General features: G+C 70.8%; 13 protein-coding genes, 3 pseudogenes and 1 CRISPR repeat array (1 of these 17 running past the window's edge). Of the genes and pseudogenes, 6 read left to right on the top strand and 10 right to left on the bottom strand.

Annotated elements, in window-relative coordinates:
• Positions 1–89: a CRISPR direct-repeat array (repeat unit 28 nt; unit sequence CTGCTCCCCGCGCACGCGGGGGTGATCC) (it extends 305 nt beyond the left edge of the window).
• 87 nt (positions 90–176) lie between these two features.
• Positions 177–1277: an ISL3 family transposase gene (locus tag ACIA6B_RS30305; RefSeq protein ID WP_396778599.1), complete on the bottom strand. Its 1101-nt coding sequence runs from the start codon at positions 1275–1277 to the stop codon at positions 177–179.
• Between the two features lie 979 nt (positions 1278–2256).
• Between ACIA6B_RS30305 and ACIA6B_RS30300 the strand changes: the two genes are divergently transcribed.
• The 3 genes and pseudogenes from ACIA6B_RS30300 (at position 2257) to ACIA6B_RS30290 (ending at position 4241) form a co-directional block, all read left to right on the top strand.
• On the top strand, positions 2257–2736 hold the full coding sequence (locus ACIA6B_RS30300) for a response regulator (protein WP_396778597.1): 480 nt from the start codon (positions 2257–2259) through the stop codon (positions 2734–2736).
• A gap of 304 nt (positions 2737–3040) precedes the next feature.
• Positions 3041–3676 (top strand): annotated as a pseudogene (locus ACIA6B_RS30295) (DUF4394 domain-containing protein); the annotation flags it as partial.
• Positions 3633–4241 carry a DUF4394 domain-containing protein gene (locus ACIA6B_RS30290; protein ID WP_396778632.1) on the top strand — a complete coding sequence of 203 codons (609 nt, stop codon included), beginning with the start codon at positions 3633–3635 and terminating at the stop codon, positions 4239–4241. The pseudogene ACIA6B_RS30295 and the gene ACIA6B_RS30290, both read left to right, overlap by 44 nt.
• Here ACIA6B_RS30290 and ACIA6B_RS30285 read toward each other — a convergent pair.
• From ACIA6B_RS30285 to ACIA6B_RS30265, 5 genes are all read right to left on the bottom strand, one after another.
• Entirely contained in the window at positions 4217–5821 is a 1605-nt protein-coding gene (locus ACIA6B_RS30285) for a serine/threonine-protein kinase (RefSeq protein ID WP_396778595.1), read from the bottom strand. The two genes, ACIA6B_RS30290 and ACIA6B_RS30285, sit on opposite strands and share 25 nt — an antisense overlap.
• 108 nt (positions 5822–5929) lie before the next feature.
• On the bottom strand, positions 5930–6661 hold the full coding sequence (locus ACIA6B_RS30280) for an anti-sigma factor domain-containing protein (RefSeq protein WP_396778593.1): 732 nt from the start codon (positions 6659–6661) through the stop codon (positions 5930–5932).
• Positions 6658–7272, bottom strand: coding sequence for an ECF RNA polymerase sigma factor SigK (gene sigK, locus ACIA6B_RS30275; protein WP_396778591.1), 615 nt, complete (start codon positions 7270–7272; stop codon positions 6658–6660). The genes ACIA6B_RS30280 and sigK overlap by 4 nt, the downstream gene beginning before the upstream one ends.
• 60 nt (positions 7273–7332) lie before the next feature.
• The gene (locus tag ACIA6B_RS30270; protein WP_396778589.1) at positions 7333–7812 is read right to left on the bottom strand and encodes a class F sortase; all 480 of its coding nucleotides are present in this window, start codon (positions 7810–7812) and stop codon (positions 7333–7335) included.
• Positions 7813–8035: 223 nt separating this feature from the next.
• Complete coding sequence (locus tag ACIA6B_RS30265) at positions 8036–8824, bottom strand: hypothetical protein (protein ID WP_396778587.1); 789 nt, start codon at positions 8822–8824, stop codon at positions 8036–8038.
• Between the two features lie 179 nt (positions 8825–9003).
• Here ACIA6B_RS30265 and ACIA6B_RS30260 point away from each other — a divergent pair, with 179 nt between their 5' ends.
• A complete protein-coding gene (locus tag ACIA6B_RS30260) occupies positions 9004–9816 on the top strand; it encodes a hypothetical protein (RefSeq protein WP_396778586.1) in 813 nt (270 codons plus the stop codon).
• Between the two features lie 174 nt (positions 9817–9990).
• On the opposite strand, the gene ACIA6B_RS30255 is transcribed toward ACIA6B_RS30260, so the two are convergent.
• The 3 genes and pseudogenes from ACIA6B_RS30255 to ACIA6B_RS30245 all read right to left on the bottom strand — a co-directional run bounded on the left by ACIA6B_RS30255 (position 9991) and on the right by ACIA6B_RS30245 (position 12163).
• Positions 9991–10635 (bottom strand): class I SAM-dependent DNA methyltransferase, encoded by a 645-nt coding sequence (locus ACIA6B_RS30255; protein WP_396778630.1) that lies wholly within the window; start codon positions 10633–10635, stop codon positions 9991–9993.
• A 209-nt stretch (positions 10636–10844) separates the two neighbouring features.
• Positions 10845–11492, bottom strand: a pseudogene (locus ACIA6B_RS30250) (TIGR04282 family arsenosugar biosynthesis glycosyltransferase); the annotation flags it as partial.
• Entirely contained in the window at positions 11489–12163 is a 675-nt protein-coding gene (locus ACIA6B_RS30245) for a glycosyltransferase family 2 protein (RefSeq protein WP_396778584.1), read from the bottom strand. The pseudogene ACIA6B_RS30250 and the gene ACIA6B_RS30245, both read right to left, overlap by 4 nt.
• Before the next feature lie 143 nt (positions 12164–12306).
• Here ACIA6B_RS30245 and ACIA6B_RS30240 point away from each other — a divergent pair, with 143 nt between their 5' ends.
• Positions 12307–13719, top strand: coding sequence for a hypothetical protein (locus ACIA6B_RS30240; RefSeq protein ID WP_396778582.1), 1413 nt, complete (start codon positions 12307–12309; stop codon positions 13717–13719).
• 26 nt (positions 13720–13745) lie between these two features.
• On the opposite strand, the pseudogene ACIA6B_RS30235 reads toward ACIA6B_RS30240, so the two are convergent.
• Positions 13746–14808: pseudogene (locus ACIA6B_RS30235) on the bottom strand (NAD-dependent epimerase/dehydratase family protein).
• Between the two features lie 115 nt (positions 14809–14923).
• On the opposite strand from ACIA6B_RS30235, the gene ACIA6B_RS30230 reads away from it, so the two are divergent.
• The gene (locus ACIA6B_RS30230; protein ID WP_396778580.1) at positions 14924–16291 is read left to right on the top strand and encodes a molybdopterin-dependent oxidoreductase; all 1368 of its coding nucleotides are present in this window, start codon (positions 14924–14926) and stop codon (positions 16289–16291) included.
• The last annotated feature ends 55 nt before the right edge of the window (positions 16292–16346 follow it).

The following is a 16346-nucleotide window of genomic DNA, read 5'->3' as shown; positions in this document are numbered from 1 at the left end:
CTGCTCCCCCCGCACGCGGGGGTGATCCCGTCCGCCGGCCGGCCGGCGCGATCGTCAGCATCTGCTCCCCGCGCACGCGGGGGTGATCCGGACTCCGGGTCACCGATCCGAAGCGGTGTCGGCTCCGCCTGAAAACTGGCTCTGGCGCAGATTCTGTGATTGATCTTGATGGCGGCTCACGTGTTGGTCAGGACGCGTTTGCGGAGGAGGTCGAGGTTGTTCGCCCGGCCATACATCTGTCGCTTGATCGTTTTGATGCGGTTGACCTGGCCCTCGACCGGACCTGAACTCCAGGGCTGGGCGAGGCCGGCGACGACGGCGTCGCGGTCGCTGACAAGACCGGCGGCGAAACCACGGATCTCGGGGTATCCGGCGCGGCGGGCGCGGTCGATCCAGGCCTCGAGGTGCTGCCCAGTGCCTTGGTGGCGGACCAGCGCGGCGAACCCGCGGGCGAGGCCGGCGACGGTGTCGAGGTCGGGGCAGCGGCTGCGGGCGTCGGCGAGGTTGGCGTGTTCGTCGTCGGTGAGTTTGTGGCCGGGTCGCATGATCCAGGCGGTGATCCGCCGGGCCGACGGCACCCGGACTGCGGTCGCAGGGGCAGGCCGGGTGCGGTTGATGGTGAGCCAGTCCCGCAGCACCCGCAGGCTGCCTTGGTAGCCGCGGGCCAGGATCTCGCCGTGCAGGTCAGCGGTCTGATGGACGCCGTCGGTGAGGCGTTGCCGCAGGTAGGAGTGGAACGGGGCGAGGATGCTGGGGCGGCTGCTGGCGTTCGGGCCGATCAACGCCTCGGCGGTGGAGGCGTGGGCGTACTTGCGGGCGGTTCTGATGTTCATGTCGAGGCGGCGGGCGGTCGCGCTAATCGACAGCCCTTCGGCTCGCAGAGCGTGCACGGCCGCGTGGCGTTGGCGTGTGTTCGCCGCCCGACGCCCCGTCTCGCCCGGCTCGTCGGCCGGCGTGACCAGGGCAGATGCTGGTTCGGCGTGGGTGCGTAGGCATCGGCGGTGCCCGCGGATGACTTTCTCGACGGTGTCGCTGAGGTTCTTGAGCAGGTGCCACCGGTCGGCGACCTGGATCGCGTCAGGTGCTCCCTTGCGGGCGCCGTCTGCGTAGCTGCCGCCGCGATCGCGGCAGATGATTTGAACACCGGGATGGTCGTGCAGCCAGGCGGCGAAGGTGTCGGCGGTGCGGTCGGGCAGAACGTCGATCGGCCGGCGGGTGTACATGTCGAGCAGCACGGTCGCGTAGCGATGCCCTCGGCGGCGGGCAAAGTCGTCCACGCCCAGCACCGTCGGCGTCACCGGCGGCGGTGCTGGGCATCCGGATCAGCGTTGACCGGGAGACCGACACCGCCAACCGCTGCGCCAACCTGCTGCCCGGTCGACCGCCCAACGCCACCGCGACGGCCTCCAGGTCACCGGCCGCCACGACGGTGTGACGGGCATGCCGACGAGTCAGGCCCGGCACCTGCTCAACGAAGGTCCGCCGCCCGCATTCGCCGTTCACGCAGGTGAATCGGCGGACCGTCAACGCGACCAGCACCCCGTGACCACCCAACCTGACATTGGCCAGCCGCCGCACATAGCGACCATGCCTTGTGGTCGACCAGGTGCTGCAGGTGCCACACCGCGCCCGCACAGTCTGTGTCGCCGCATCGATCCTGACCCCGACGCCCCGGACCACCACCGCTTCCAACCGCAGGCCCGTCAGGTGCGGCAGCAACGCCGGAATGATCTCCATCCCGGCACCCAACCCGAACTACCGACGAGCACGACTCACAAAATGTGTGCCAGAGCCAGGCAAACGACAAACACAGAGCGACTGGGCAGCACACGGCCACCATGATTGCGAGCGGTGCCCGGGGACCCCAACTGGCCCCCTGGAGGGCGAAACGGCTGCTTTATGCATGTCGATTCGTCGTTGCATTGGCGTCCATGTCCGTGACAGTGCTCGTGAAGTTCGGGGCCGATTGGAAGTGCGCCCGGCGGGCCGCGCGTCGGAACGCACCCAGCACGGCTGGTCCGGCGAGGGCGACGAGGACGGCTGTGTCACGGCGCAGCCGCCGATGCAGCCGGCCGGGCCGTGAGTGCGACCGGACGTCCAGATCGCGTAGATCTTGACGCTCACCCCAGGTCGACGACGCCCCGGTCAGAGGGCTGTTCGGTCTGCTTGTTCGCCTGAAGTAAGTCGAGGCGCGGGACCACAAGGATGCTGGGTCGGTCGAGGTGAGTGGCATGTTCTGGTCGTAGGCTCGTGTGCGTGAACACTGTCGCCGGCGCCACCGGCACCGTCCGCGCCTCTTCGCTGCGGCTCCTCGTGGTAGAGGACGACCCCGCCGACGTTGCGCTCATCGAAAACGCTATAGCGGCACAGAATCTGCCCACCGACCTGCACGTGGTCAGCGACGGCGAGGAAGCCATGGCGTTTCTGCACCGCCGCGGCGTTCACGCAGACGCGCCACGCCCCGACTTGATCATGCTCGACCTGAACATGCCACGAGTTGACGGTCGCGAGGTCCTGACGGCGGTCAAAGCCGACAACCAGCTCAAGCCCATCCCCGTCGTGGTGTTCACCACCTCCACTGTCGACGTGGATGTGCTGGCCAGCTACTCCGCGCATGCCAACGCCTACGTCACCAAGCCCCTCGACCTGCACACCTTCGAACGTGTCGTCAGCGACATCCATCGCTTCTACAGCACGATCGCCTCGCTCCCTCCCGGACTGCCGGACCGTGAGTAGCCCACGCGACCAGCACTTCCTCAGGCAACTGCAAACGGCTCGGCCGGACACAACCGCAGCCAGCCCTTCGCCGAGCCCACCCGAACCAATCAGTTCCGGCCACTCAAGCACGACTGAGGCATCTCGCGTGGATTCGCAATGTGCAGAAGGTGCGAAAGCCACAGGAATGTACAAATTCTGACAGGCACTGAGGATTGCCTCTCCATAGGCTCTGACCAGGGAGTTCATCCCTGCACCGGTGCCGGCAAGTCGTCGGATTCCACCGGGGAGTCCATCGGTGCCTCTGATCAAGGAAGTGCCTCTCATGCACCGTACGCTTCGCCGAGCGCTGCTCTGCGCCGCCACAGCGGTAGCCACCGCCGTCGCAATGACCCCGACTCCAGTCACCGCCGCCGTGCCCGCAAGCCACAGCACGGTCGCCGGCAATCAGTCGCGCGACCTAAGCTCGTTGCGCACCGGAACGTGCGCTCTGCTGTGGGACCTGCTGAACGCCGGCGGCCGCAACGGGCTCGTCGCCATCGGCCTCACCGCCGACCAACAACTGATCAAATTCGCCGTCAACCGCCCCGGCCTGGCGTGCACGATCGGTCCAGTCGAACTGCCCGGCACCGAAGTTCTCATCGGCATCGACTTCCGCGTCCAGGCCGGAAACCTTTACGGCGTCGGCAACAACGGCGGCATCTACGCGCTGAACACCCGCACCGCCGCGGCCACGACGGTCAGCCAACTGACCGTCGCGCTGAACGGCACATCGTTTGGCGTCGACTTCAACCCCGCCGCCGACCGACTCCGGATCATCAGCGACACCGGCCAGAACCTGCGCCACAACATCAACCCGGGCGGCACGACCGTCGCCGACGGTTCCCTCACCTACCCGCCCAGCACGATCGCGGTCGGTGTCACGGGCGCCGCCTACACCAACAACGACCTCAATCCCGCCACTGCGACCACCCCTGTTCGACATCGACACCACCCTCGACCAGGTCGCGCTGCAATCGCCTGCCAACTCCGGGCAACTGGCCGCCACCGGCGCACTCGGAGTCAACGCGAACTTTCAAGCGGGCTTCGACATCCACAGTCCACTGCGCGGAGACCGCGCCGTGGCCAACAACGCCTACGCCGTACTCAACAGCACCGCCGGCTCCCGGGTGTATCGAGTCGACCCTCCTCACCGGCGAGGCTCAGACAACTGGCATCTTCAACGGGCACGCTGTCGTCGATCTCGGTCTGCTCCTGCGGCAGTAACCCCTCTGCATGAGGCGGCCTTGGCCGCCGGAGTCGTCGCCGGCCAAGGCGAACCAGATCCGCCGGACTCGGTGTCACGGCCACGGCGGCGTGCCACCCCTTTTACACACTCGCCCGCCGCCGCGTCATCTACCTGGACGTCGACAGGTCTGGCCGGCCGCCCGTTGCGTCAGTCGAGACGGAAGCTTGCCTGTGCCAGGCGCTGCAGAGGCTCGATTGCGCCCCACTGGCTGTCTCACGCGATCCAGGACAGGCCGTAGGCGCGGGTCCGGCTGTCGTTGACCAGAAGCCGGCGAACATGCAGTCGCTCACCACCGGGCTGGTCGCAGGTGTATTCCCACTCGGCCGCGCCGCCGGGACGGATGACCGGCCCAATGCTGATCTTCCGATAGCCGGCCAGTGCGCCGGTGCTGAGCACGTCGCGCTCCGCAGCCTCCCACCGCCTCGACGGTATGGACGACGCTTCGGCGACGGGGTCCACGGCGATGGCCCGCAGGTCGGCGGGGTCGCGGAAGCAGATCGTCTCGCCTTCGATGTGCCGGTTCCATCCCACGGGTACGGCCATCAGGAAACCGGCGGGGTCCTGGTGCCACGTCCACCCGTCGGGCAGGGCGTACGGCAGCGGCACGCCGGGCTCCTGCAGCGGCTCGGTCTCGCTGGAGGCGTCATCGTCCAGGCACGGGTGGGCCGGCGGTGTCGCCGCTGTCGACTCCACCGCGCCGGCCGCCGCACCGCCCGGTTCGGCCGTCGAAGGATTGTTCTGGCCGCGCAGGCCGCCGATCACAGCACCGGTCGCGGTGACACCGACGGCCGCGACCGCCAAGAGGCCCACCACCGCGCCAGCGAACGCCCAGCCGGTCGTCCGGTCGCGAGCGGCTGACGCCCTGACCCGAATGACCGCGGTGTCGATTCCGTCCTGGCCGACAGGGGAGGGTGGGATGGCGGCGGCTCCGGGCCGGCGACGGCGGGCGGCGGGCCCGCGCCACCGACGGCGCGGTCGCAGCGCCGGCACGGGCTCGATGGGTACGGTCGCCGTGGCCACCTGCTCCAGGTGGTCGCGGGCCTCCTGAGCGGACAGACGTTGCCGGGGGTTGCGCAGTAGGAGCCCGGTGATCGCGGGTTCGAGCGGCAGGACGGTCATCCGGTCGGGCTTCTCGGTGGCCAGAGCGGCGAGCATGGCCAGGGTCGAGGGCCGGTTCCACGGGGGGCGGCCCTCCGCGGCCAGGTAGAGCGTCGCGCCGAGTGCCCACAGGTCGCTGGCGGGAGTGGCCCTGCCGTCGCGGGCGCGTTCCGGTGCGACGTACTGGACCGTTGCCGGGGTCGGCACGGTGACGGTCGCCGGGCTGCGGCTGTCAAAGATTGACAAGCCGAACCCACCGATCAGCACCCGCCCGTCGTCGGCGAGCAGCACGTTCTGCGGGCTGAGTTCCCCGTGCACGACTCCCGTCGCGTGGGCGGCGCTCAGTGCGGCGAGCAGGTGCAGGCCGATCCGCGCCACCTCGGTGGGTGCGAGCGGGCCGTCGGTGGCGACCACCTCGGACAGGGAGCGGGAGGGCACGTGCTCCATGACGAGCCACAGGTGGCCGTCGGCGCTCAACACGTCCCACATTCCCACGACGCCCGGGTGATCCAGACCGGCCAGTCCACGAACCTCGTCGAGCGTGCGCTCCTGCAACCGTGACCGTTCGGCGTCGCTCGCCCATCCCGGTAGGGCGATCTGTCTGAGCGCGACGTGCCGGTCGAGCATCTCGTCGCGTGCCAGCCAGACGCGTCCGGGGGTCGCGGTGTCCCCGATCAGCAGGAGCCTGCGGTAGCGGCCGGCGAGCAGCTCGTCATCCATGTGCGTGATTCGGAGCGGTTCGTCGTCCGGATGGGTGAAGGTGACCAGAAGCACCAGGTTCAGGAAGCGGGCCGGCCGGCCGTCGGTGTGACGACGGCCGGCCCCAGCTCAGCTCAGCTTGACCGTGCCCACGATCCGGGTGGGCGTTACGGAACCGCCGACGGGCTCGTTGGAGATGCCGAATGTGCCCGCCTCGGTGATCGGGCCGATGACCGTGGTCGACGCCCTGTCCCCCTCGGCGAGTCGCCCCACTGAACGGGCCGGCTCGGTGCCCCGGATGAGCCAGAGCTCGTAGATCCGCCCGGCACCCGGCGCGGGCAGGTCGCGCAGCAGCACCACACCCCGGTCGCGGTCGCGGGAGACCACCACGGTGGCGGCACCGGCAGGCTGCAGCAACCGCTCGAACACCCGGGCGTCCGGGGCGTCCAGGATCGCGGCGATCTGCCGAGCCTCGTCGCTGCTGGCCCGCTCGTCGCTGATCCGATCGTTGCTGACGGTCCAGGTGACCGCGCTCGCGCCGCCGGCAACCAGGACAGCCGCGGCGGCGGCCACGGCGAGCTGCCGCCACCCGCCGGCCTGCCGTCTGCCGCTGGTACCCGCGACGCCGGCCCGGAGCTGCGGGGTCCGGGCCGCCTGGGCCAGGGTCCGCTCCCGCAGCCCCGGCGGGGTCGCCTCGACGGCGGTGTCGTCGGCGAGCCGTGCCACGGTCTCCCGCAACTCGGCCACCTCGACCCGACACGGCTCGCACTCGGCCAGGTGCCGCTCGAACGCCGCCCTCTCCAGGTCGTCGACCGCGTTCAGGGCGTACGCGCCGGCGAGGGTGTGGACGTCGGCGCTCATGCCCGTCCCTCCATCTCGATGCCCAGGCAGTCGCGCATCCGGATCAGTCCGTCGCGCATCCGCGTCTTCACCGTCGGCAGCGGTGTCCCCAGCTTCTCGGCGACCTCACGGTAGGTGTGACCGCCGTAGTAGGCCAATGTCACCGCCTCCCGCTGCACCGGCGTCAACCGGCCCAGACACCGGCGGACCTGTTCGCGCTCCAACCGGGCGGTGACATCCTCGACCACCTCGTCGTACGGGACGTGCGTCTCGGTCGCGGCCACCTGCTGGACGCGGTTGGTGCGGGCCTGTTCGGAGCGCACCCGGTCCACCGCCCGACGGTGCGCCATGGTCAGGATCCACGCCGAGGCGGAACCCCGCGCGGCGTCGAAGCGGCCGGCGGTGCGCCACACCTCGACCATCACCTCCTGCGTCACCTCCTCGGCCTGCGCCGCATCGCGCACGACGCGGCGGGTCAGCCCGAGGACCCGGCCCGCCATGGTGTCGTACAGCTTCGCGAACGCGGCCTCGTCACCACGTGCCACCCGCGAGAGCAGCTCGTCGCCGGTGGGGCTTGCGGTGTCCTGCGGCACCGACCGTAACCGTCGCGCCTGTTCCGACTCACCGCTCACGGCAGGTCCTTTCCTGTGCGGGCGACGCGTCGACGCGCCACCGGAGGCGGACAGCGCACATCAGGCGGGGTGAGCGTGGGCGAGGCGGGCGTACACGATGATGTTGTCGCGGTAGTGCTGTGTGCTGTCGTCGAACTCCCCGCCGCAGGTGATCAGGCGCAGCGCGGCGTGGTCGGTGGACCCGTAGACCTCGTCGGTGGGAAAGCGGTCCTTCGGGTACTGCTCGACCTTGCTGACGGTGAACATCGCGGTGCTGCCGTCCTGACGGTCGACCGTGATCGCGGCCCCGACCTTGACCCTAGCGAGGTCGAAGAACGTCCCACGACGACCCTTCCAGTTGACGTGGCCGGCCAGCACGGCCGGGCCGAGCGCGCCGGGTGTCGGCGCCCTGGTGAACCACCCGACCTCGGTGGCGCTGTCCGGCACCTGCATCGCCCCGTCCGGCTGCAGGCCCAGGGCGACCGTTGCCGCAGCCGCCTTCAGCGACGGGATCGACACCCGCGTCGGCGGCGAGCTGACCATCAGCGGCCCCGAGGTCAACTCGCCCGGGCTGGTCGCCGGGACAGGCGAGGCGTTCGCGGCCGGTGCCGCAGCGGACGTCTCGGGCTGGGGTGGGTCCCCGCCGCGACCCGCGACCGCGAGACCGATCGTCACAGCCGCCGTCACTGCGAGGACGCCGGCCACCGCCAGGAGCGCGAAGCGCCCCCGGCGGTGGCCGGCCGGCACTGGTGCGTCGCCGGTATCCATGACGAATGCGTCCGGCTCAGCGCTCGCCGGCGAGCCGGCGTCGCGCGACTACCGCACCCGCGGCGCCGAGCAACGCGAGGCCTCCCACGGTGTACATCACCATCGGCGACCCACCGGAGGTGCTGCCATCGCCGGTCGCGACACCACCGGCGGGTACGGAGCCGGCGGCCGCGCCGCTGACCATGCCGCAGGTCGCCGGGTCGGTGGCCTCGGCGGGGATGCCGTTGACCCCGATTGACTTGGCGAATGTCGACTCGCCGAGCGCTTCCATGTCGTACTTACCGTTCTTGTTCGCGTCGATGCCGTGTTGCACGACGTGCAGGTCCTTGAGGTGCTCGATGGTGCCCTTGGGCAGGTCGGCGGCGGGGATGGTGCGCTCGTAGCTGAGGTTGCCCTTGGCGTCGGCCTTGGGCATCCGGTCCACCGCCAGGCCGCTGGCCTTGGTCGTGTCGCCGGTGGTGGTCAGCGAGATGAAGATGTCCCCGTACATCTTCAGGCCCTCTTCGGTGCTGACGTAGCCGTTGCCGTTGGTGTCGGCGGACTTGTCCGGGCAGTGGAAGTCCATGCCGTTCGCGGCACCGTGCACGTGCTGGGCGTGCGGTGAGTTCGGCGTCATGCCCTTCGACCGGATCATGACCTTCAGGTCACCGCCGCTCGTCGCGGTCAACGTCGCGGTTCCCGTCGCGCCGGTCTCGTTGAGGTCCTGCAACTGGACCTGCACGCTCTCGTCGGCATGCGCGGCCCCCGGGAACGCGAGGACCAGCGCGGCCGCGGGTAGGGCGAGCAGGGCTCGGGACAATCTCACAACAGATCTCCGTCTCCGCCGGTACGGCGTCGGTATTCACGTGCAGTCGGGAGGGATTCGTGGCTCGGGGGTCGCCGGATTGGTGCCGGGCCGGAAAGACTTCTGCGGCCCTGGCGGTGAGCCACTCGGTTACTGCCGTCGTGAGCAGTCCGCGGGCCGGTCGGCGCCGAAGAACGGGTATGGCATTTGACCTTGACTCCTACAAGCATGCAGCCGCCAAGATCGATGACGGCGACATCGAGTACGGCCGTTTCCGAGACCGTCCGCTCTCGCCGGCGGCGCTGCGGTGTCTGCGCTACATGTGCGACATCGAAAGCCACACCGTCTGCTACCTGCGGGACCTGCTCGTCACCCCGTCACACGCCGACCCCGACGTCACGGCCTTCCTCACCATGTGGGCGTACGAGGAGTACTGGCACGGCGAGGTGCTGGCGAAGGTCCTCGACGCCCACGACATGCCGACGGGCAACGCGCACATCGCCGCCGTCCGGGCCGGCCTCGGCTGGCGCGACCGCTGGGCGCCCATCCAGCAGGCGCTGGCCGCCAATCTCGTCGGCGTCGACTTCGTCGCCGTCCACATGACCTGGGGTGCGGTCAACGAATGGTCCACCCACGCCGGGTACTCCCGACTCGCCGAGCGTGAGCAACATCCCATCCTGACCGACGTACTGGACCGAATCATGCGGCAGGAGACCCGGCACATCGCCTTCTACGCGACGCAGGCCCGGGACCCGCTGCTGCGTTCGTCACGAGCCCGGCGACTGGCCCGATTCGCGTTGCGCCGGTTCTGGGCGCCGGTCGGTTCCGGGGTGATGCCCCCGGCCGAGACGACACACCTGATCGGCTACCTGCTCGGCGGCCCGTCGGGCGCGACGGTGATCGACCAGCTCGACGAGCGCATCCACCGGCTTCCCGGCCTCGACGGTCTCCGGCTGGTGCGGCGGGCAGCCGCCGTTCACGGGGTGAGGGAGGTCGCGAACCTCGTGGCGTAGCGAAGCTAGGCAACGTCGACGGAAACCCTACGAGTTTCGATGCAATCGCCCGGGCGGACGACTTGCCGGGGAACCATCCCAACCACTCCTCCCGGGGTGCGTCGGGTGACGAGCAGACCGACACGGGGCAAGGGCCGCAAGCTGTGGCCGAGAACGATTCGGTGGCAACTGACCTCACCGCGATGAATTGCTCGCGCCAGAGCTATCTGTGGCCAGCTCGCCGAACCAGCGGTGATCACGGCGGAACACCTCGCGCACCGTGAGCTCGGCCGCCGACGCCACCCCGGCGACCGCCACCGTGTCGAGCCGGGCCCACCGGAAGGGTGGCCCGAGGCGCGAGCCACCTCCGGCGGCCTCGATGGCCAGGTGGGCCTGACCGCGCCACAGCCCGGGACCTGGTGCTTCGAGTTCGACGAGCACGGTGCCGCCGGGGCGCAGCAGGTCGTGGCACCTGCCGAGCAGGGTGACGGGGTCGCCGCCGATGCCGATGTTTCCGTCGATCAGGAGCACGTGCGCCCAGCGTCCCTCCGCCGGTAGTGGGGCAAACACATCCCCGTGGAGGGCGATCGCGCCGCGGGCCCGGGTCAACCGGACCGCCTGCGCGGAGATGTCGACCCCGACCGCCGTCAGCCCGGCCTGGGTGAGTGCCAGTGTCAGTCGGCCCGGACCGCAGCCCAGATCGAGGGTCGGCCCGGTGCACCGGGCGACGAGTGCGGCCACCGCCGGTTCGGCCGGGCCGTGCCATCGGCGTACCGGTAGGCGGCGGCGCGAACCGTTGTCGCCGTGCACCAGCCAGTGGTCGTCGGTGCGGCGCCGCAGCGGGCTGCCGAACGCTTCGGCCGGTTTGGCCCGTACGCTGCGGCTCACCGTGGCATCTCGGGGGTCACACTGCACCGGACCGCCGCGACCTGACGCGCAAACCGGCCGCACGTGCCGCGCCGCGGCAGGCGCTCCTCCAGACGGGTCGCGGCCTGGCGTTCGCCTTGCTCAGGCACGTCAGCCGCAGTTCGTTCAGGACGCCCGGTGACCAGCACATCGATTGACCACGCCAACCGATCGGCAGACGTCGGCCCGGCCACCGCCAGCGCGTCGGACCAGTCGTCAACGTCGCGCAGTACCGGTAGGGGATCGATGCGCAGACTCTGCTTGCGCAAGGCCGTGATGGTGTGGTGTCCGGTCAGCGCGGTGGACATCGGCACGGCTCCCAGCACGGCGGCGTGCCGAGGGTCCTGCAGACCCAGCGCCCACCACCCGCCGTCGACGGCAGGGCCGAGCACGGCGTCGGTCAGGGCGAGACGCTGGACGGCAGCGTCGAGTTGCGCCGGGGTCAGCTGTGGCGTGTCCATGCCGATCTGGAGCACCGGCCGAGCCGGGTAGGCGTCAGCCACGTCGGCGTGGGCGTTGGCGAGACGGTCACCGAGGTCGGTGCCGCGCTGCGGCATCACCTGCCAACCGGCGAGCGCAGCGGTCAGGTCGGCGGCCTCCTCGGCGTCGGCCAGCCGGCCGGACAGGGCGAGGACGGGTGTGACGCCGGGCGTGGCGCGTACGGTGTCCAGGGTGTCCAGCAGTGCCGCTGCGGCGATCCGGGCCGCCTGAAGGTGGCTGGCCGGTGGGCAGAGACGGGTCTTCACCGCCCCGGGCACGGGTGCCTTCGCCATCACCAGCAGGACGGTCACCGCGTCCGCTCCACAGTGCGCAGGACCCCGGCGAAGTCCCGGGTCGCGCGCAGCGTGCCACGTACCGAGCCGGAGACCTTCGACCGGGTGCCGGCGGCGCGGTGCGAGTACCGCACGTCGAGTTCCTGGATCCGCCAGCCCGCGGCGGCGGCGCGGATGAGCAGTTCCAGCGGGTAGCCGAAGGCGCGGTCGGTGACGCCGAGGCCGAGCAGCGCGTCGCGGCGGGCCACCCGAATCGGGCTGAGGTCGCGCAGCGGCACCCCCCGGTGCCGCAGCAGCGCCGCGACCAGCGCGGTGCCGGCGCGGGCATGCCAGGGCCAGACGCCGGCGGCGACGGGCCGCCGACGACCGACCACCAGATCCGCCGTTCCGAGGGCCACCGGCGCGACCAGCGCCGGGAGCTCGGTGGGATCGAAGGAGCCGTCGGCGTCGAGCACGCAGACCAGCTCAGCCTCGGCCACCTCTAGACCGGTGTGTACGGCGGCGCCGTAGCCCCGGCGCGCTTCGTGAACGACCCGCGCGCCGTGCCGGGCCGCGACCTCGGGTGAGCCGTCCCCGGAGCCGTTGTCCACCACGATCGCCCGGTAACCGGGAGGCAGGGCGGTCAGGACGCCGGGCAGCGCCGCGGCTTCGTCGAGACACGGAAGCACCACGTCGATCGGTGATGGCATACCGGAAACGCTAGGACGCCAAGCCACCCCCGAGGGGCGAATCGGACCATCGGTGCCCTTGCCGGCGTCACTTCCTCATCGAAGAGTGATGGCCAGCCTGTTTCCGCCCGCCGGGACAGCGATGGTCGTACTGTGCGGTCCTCATGAACGTGCTCGCGCCTCTGCGTCGGGGATCGAACGCACCCGCCCGACGCGTCGACGCCGACTTGGTGGTGCTCGGCGTCGAGGTGGTGGTGGTCGCCGCCGCGGTGGCGGTGGGCGTGCTGCTCAACGCGCGTGGTGTCGGTTTGCACGCCGACGCCGCGCCGCTCTACGCCACCTGGCGCCCGCACCTGGGCTGGGGCACTCCGGCCGCGCTGCTGGTCGCCGCGGGGGTGCTCGGTTGGGGCGTCCGGTGGGCCCGCACCGCCGGGTGGGGTCGGCTGCTGTTCGCGGCCTACCTTGCGGGGGTCGCGTGGACAATGTCGTTGGCGCTGGTCGACGGCTGGTCGGCCGGTTTCACCCGGCGACTCACCCCGCAGGCCGAATACCTGCACGAGGTACCCCGCATCACCGACGTCACTGCCATGCTGGCCGGCTTCAGCACCCGGATCCTCGACTTCCAGCCGCACGCGTGGTCCACCCACACCGCCGGTCATCCGCCGGGGGCACTGCTGGTCTTCGTCGGGTTGGACCGAATCGGCCTCGGCGGTCCCACCACCGCAGCGGTGGCGTGCGTGCTGGTGGGGGCGACAGTGACCGTGTCGGTGCCGGTGACGCTGCGGGCCCTCGGTGCGGAGGATGCCGCCCGTCACGTGCTGCCGTTCCTGGTGCTGCTGCCCGGTGCGATCTGGGTGGGAGTCTCGGCCGACGGCATCTTCGCCGGTGTGGTCGCGGCGGGGCTGGCCCTGCTGGCGGTACGCGGACTGGTCGCCGCCGCGGTCGGTGGCCTGTTGCTCGGCTTCGCGCTCTACCTGTCGTACGGATTCGTGTTGGTCGGCATCCTGGCCCTGGCGGTGGTGGCGCTGCGGTCGCGGGACCGGTGGGGGGCGTTGCTCGTGGCACTGGCCGGGGTCGGTGCGGTGGTGTCCACCTTCACGGTGAGCGGTTTCTGGTGGCTCGACGGGTACCACCTCGTTGTCGAGCGGTACCACCAGGGCTGGGCCGCGGAGCGCCCATACGCCTACTGGGTGTGGGCGAATGTGGCGGCGCTTCTGCTCTGCGCAGGCCCGGTGCTCGGGCCCGCGCTGCGCCGGGCCGCACTCGCGTCGGCCGGTCCATCGCGGACCGTCGCGACGCGAACCCGCGGACCTCTCCGAGCCCCGCTCATCGCCTGGTCAGCCGCCCTGCGGGCAGCCGGGCCCACGGTGCTGCTGCCGCTGGCCGCCGCACTGGCGGTCGGCGCTGCTGACGTGTCTGGGCTGAGCAAGGCGGAGGTGGAACGGATCTGGCTACCGTTCGTGGTCTGGCTGCTGGTGGCCGCCGCTCACCTGCCACCGCCGGCCCGACGGTTCTGGCTGGCAGGGCAGGCGGTCACCGCTCTCGCGCTCAGCCACCTGCTCTGGACGGTGTCCTGATCTCGCGGCCGGCAGGGCGACGGATCTCAGGCGGTAAGGGCGGCCGGCTCCCGTAGCGGATCCGCGGCGAAGGCGGCCACCCCCTCGGCGAACCTCACCCGGGCGGTGTAACCGAGCAGCTCCGTCGCCCGCCGGGGGGTCGGCGACCACGTGTCGCACGTCGGCCGCCCGGCCGCCACCGACGACAAGCGGCGCCGGCCCGCCCATCGCCTCGGCGAGGGCGACGGCCAGCTCACCGACAGTGTGCGGCTCACCGGAGCAGACGTTGACCGGCACGAGGCCCAGCGGTGGCGACGCGGTCAACGCCAGCAGGTTGGCCCGCGCGACGTCGGTGACGTGGACGAAGTCGCGACGCTGCCGACCGTCCTCCAACACCCTCGGCGGCAGCCCCGCCGCCAACGCGGACCGGAAAATCGAAGCCACACCGGCGTACGGGGTGTCCCGTGGCATCCGGGGGCCGTAGACGTTGTGGTAACGCAGCGCCCAGACACTCCCGCCGGTCTGCCGCGCCCACGCGGCAGTCAGGTGTTCCTGGGCAAGCTTGGTGGCCGCGTACGTGCTCCGCGGCTCCAGCAGGGCGTCCTCGGGCACCAGAGTTGGCGAGAGAATGCCCCCGCAGTCCGGGCAGGTTGGTTCGTACCGGCCGGCGGCCAGGTCGGCGACACCGCGGGAAACCTGCCGCACGGTGCCGTGCATCGCACAGTCGTACCGGCCCTCGCCATAGACAACCATCGAGCTGGCCAGCACCAGCCGGCTCACCCCGGCACGGTGCATCGCGGCGAGCAGCACCGCCGTCCCGAAGTCGTTGTGGCTGACGTAGTCGGGGGCGTCGGACGGATCAAGCCCGTGTCCCACCATCGCCGCCTGGTGACACACCGCGTCCACACCGGTCAGCAGCCGGTCCAGCAGGCGGGCATCCCGGACGTCACCCACCACCGGGTCATGTCGCCGGGACCACTCGGGGAGTTCCCCGCCGTGCGCCTGAGGCAGCAACGCGTCGAGCGCTACCAGTTCGTGGCCTTCGGCGACGAGCAGATCGGCGATCTGCGATCCGATGAAACCGGCCGCGCCGGTGAGCAGTACCCGCATCCCGGTGACCGTAGACCGCACTGGGGCGCGGCGAGGCCGGTTCGCCCGCCTGCCAGGCGATCGGTATCCCGGTATGCACCAAATTGGGGACCCGTCGCGTCTAGCGTCCCGGGGTATGGGTGTGACAGACCGGCGACCGGGTTTCCCTCAGCGGTGGTGGCGCGCCCTGGAACGGCACCCCCCACCGATCCCCGGTCTGGGCGGAGACCGGTGGCGCAGTCCGCTGCGGGGTCCGTGGCTCACCGCCGTCTACGGGGCCGTGCTCCTGGTCGGGCTGCCGTTGGCGATCATCACCGGGCTACTCGACTTCGCCGCCTACGGCCCCCAGTTCGACCAGGCCCTCCCCCGCGAGGTGGGGTGGTTACGGCTGCCGCCGTTCGACTGGCCGACCCGGCCGTCCTGGCTGTTCCGAGTCACCCAGGGGCTGCACGTGACGCTCGGCATCATCCTGATCCCCGTGGTGCTGGCGAAACTCTGGTCGGTGATCCCGAAACTCTTCATCTGGCCACCGGCCCGCTCCCTGGCCCAGGTGCTGGAGCGGCTGTCCCTGCTGCTGCTGGTCGGCGGCATCCTCTTCGAGATCGCGACCGGTCTGCTCAACATCCAGTACGCATACCTGTTCGGCTTCGACTTCTACACCGCGCACTACTTCGGAGCCTGGGTCTTCATCGCCGCGTTCGTAGCACACGTGACGCTGAAGCTGCCCCGGATGGTCAGCGCACTCCGATCCCGGCCGGCTCTGCGGGACCGCCGAAGACCGGGGCAGCGCGAGCCGATGCGGGCCGAGCTGCGTACCCCGGTGGCCGCCACCCGGTCCGAGCCACCCGATCCGGACGACCTGGTGGCCGCCGCACCCGGCGCGCCGACGATGAGCCGACGCGGTGCGCTGGCCCTGGTCGGTGGCCTGTCCCTGCTACTCGGCGCCCTCACGGTCGGGCAGACCCTCGACGGGTTCTGGCGTCGGACCGCGCTACTGCTGCCCCGCGGACGTGAGCCCGGCACCGGACCGAACGGCTTCCCAATCAACCGCACCGCCGCCGCCGCGAACATCAAACCAGACGAGACCGGGCAACGATGGCGGTTGACACTGCGGGGCGGCGGTCGCCTCGTCACCCTCGACCGTCCCCGCCTGCTCGCCATGGGCCAGCACACCGCCCGTCTGCCGATCGCCTGCGTGGAGGGGTGGTCGACGGAGCAAAGCTGGTCGGGCGTACGACTACGCGACCTCGCCACCCTGGTCGGTGTGGGCGATCCGGCGTCGGCACAGGTGCGCTCACTGGAAAAGGCCGGGTTGTTCAACCAGGCGATCCTCCAGGCCAACCAGGTGCTCGACGCCGACTCCCTGCTCGCTCTGCGGGTCAACGGCACCGACCTCTCCGCCGACCACGGATTTCCGGCCCGGGTGATCGTCCCCGCCCTGCCCGGCGTGCACTGCACGAAATGGGTCGCCGAGATCACCTTCCGGACCGGCACCGATGGATAGGCCCCTCCCCTGGTTCCGGACGGCCTACGGGTCCTCCCCACAGCACCTCGTCGTC

It is taken from the genome of Micromonospora sp. NPDC051141, from assembly GCF_044455765.1.
Classification (GTDB): Bacteria; Actinomycetota; Actinomycetes; order Mycobacteriales; family Micromonosporaceae; genus Micromonospora.
The sequence above is the reverse complement of the archived record's forward strand: the minus strand, read 5'-3'. Positions and strand labels throughout refer to the sequence as shown.

Excerpts from the sequence above, each read along its gene's own strand:
- ACIA6B_RS30240 (WP_396778582.1), top strand. The coding sequence starts at position 12,307 with ATGAACGTGCTCGCGCCTCTGCGTCGGGGATCGAACGCACCCGCCCGA.
- ACIA6B_RS30260 (WP_396778586.1), top strand. The coding sequence starts at position 9,004 with ATGGCATTTGACCTTGACTCCTACAAGCATGCAGCCGCCAAGATCGAT.
- ACIA6B_RS30245 (WP_396778584.1), bottom strand. The coding sequence starts at position 12,163 with ATGCCATCACCGATCGACGTGGTGCTTCCGTGTCTCGACGAAGCCGCG.
- ACIA6B_RS30230 (WP_396778580.1), top strand. The coding sequence starts at position 14,924 with ATGGGTGTGACAGACCGGCGACCGGGTTTCCCTCAGCGGTGGTGGCGC.
- ACIA6B_RS30280 (WP_396778593.1), bottom strand. The coding sequence starts at position 6,661 with ATGAGCGCCGACGTCCACACCCTCGCCGGCGCGTACGCCCTGAACGCG.
- ACIA6B_RS30285 (WP_396778595.1), bottom strand. The coding sequence starts at position 5,821 with ATGGATGACGAGCTGCTCGCCGGCCGCTACCGCAGGCTCCTGCTGATC.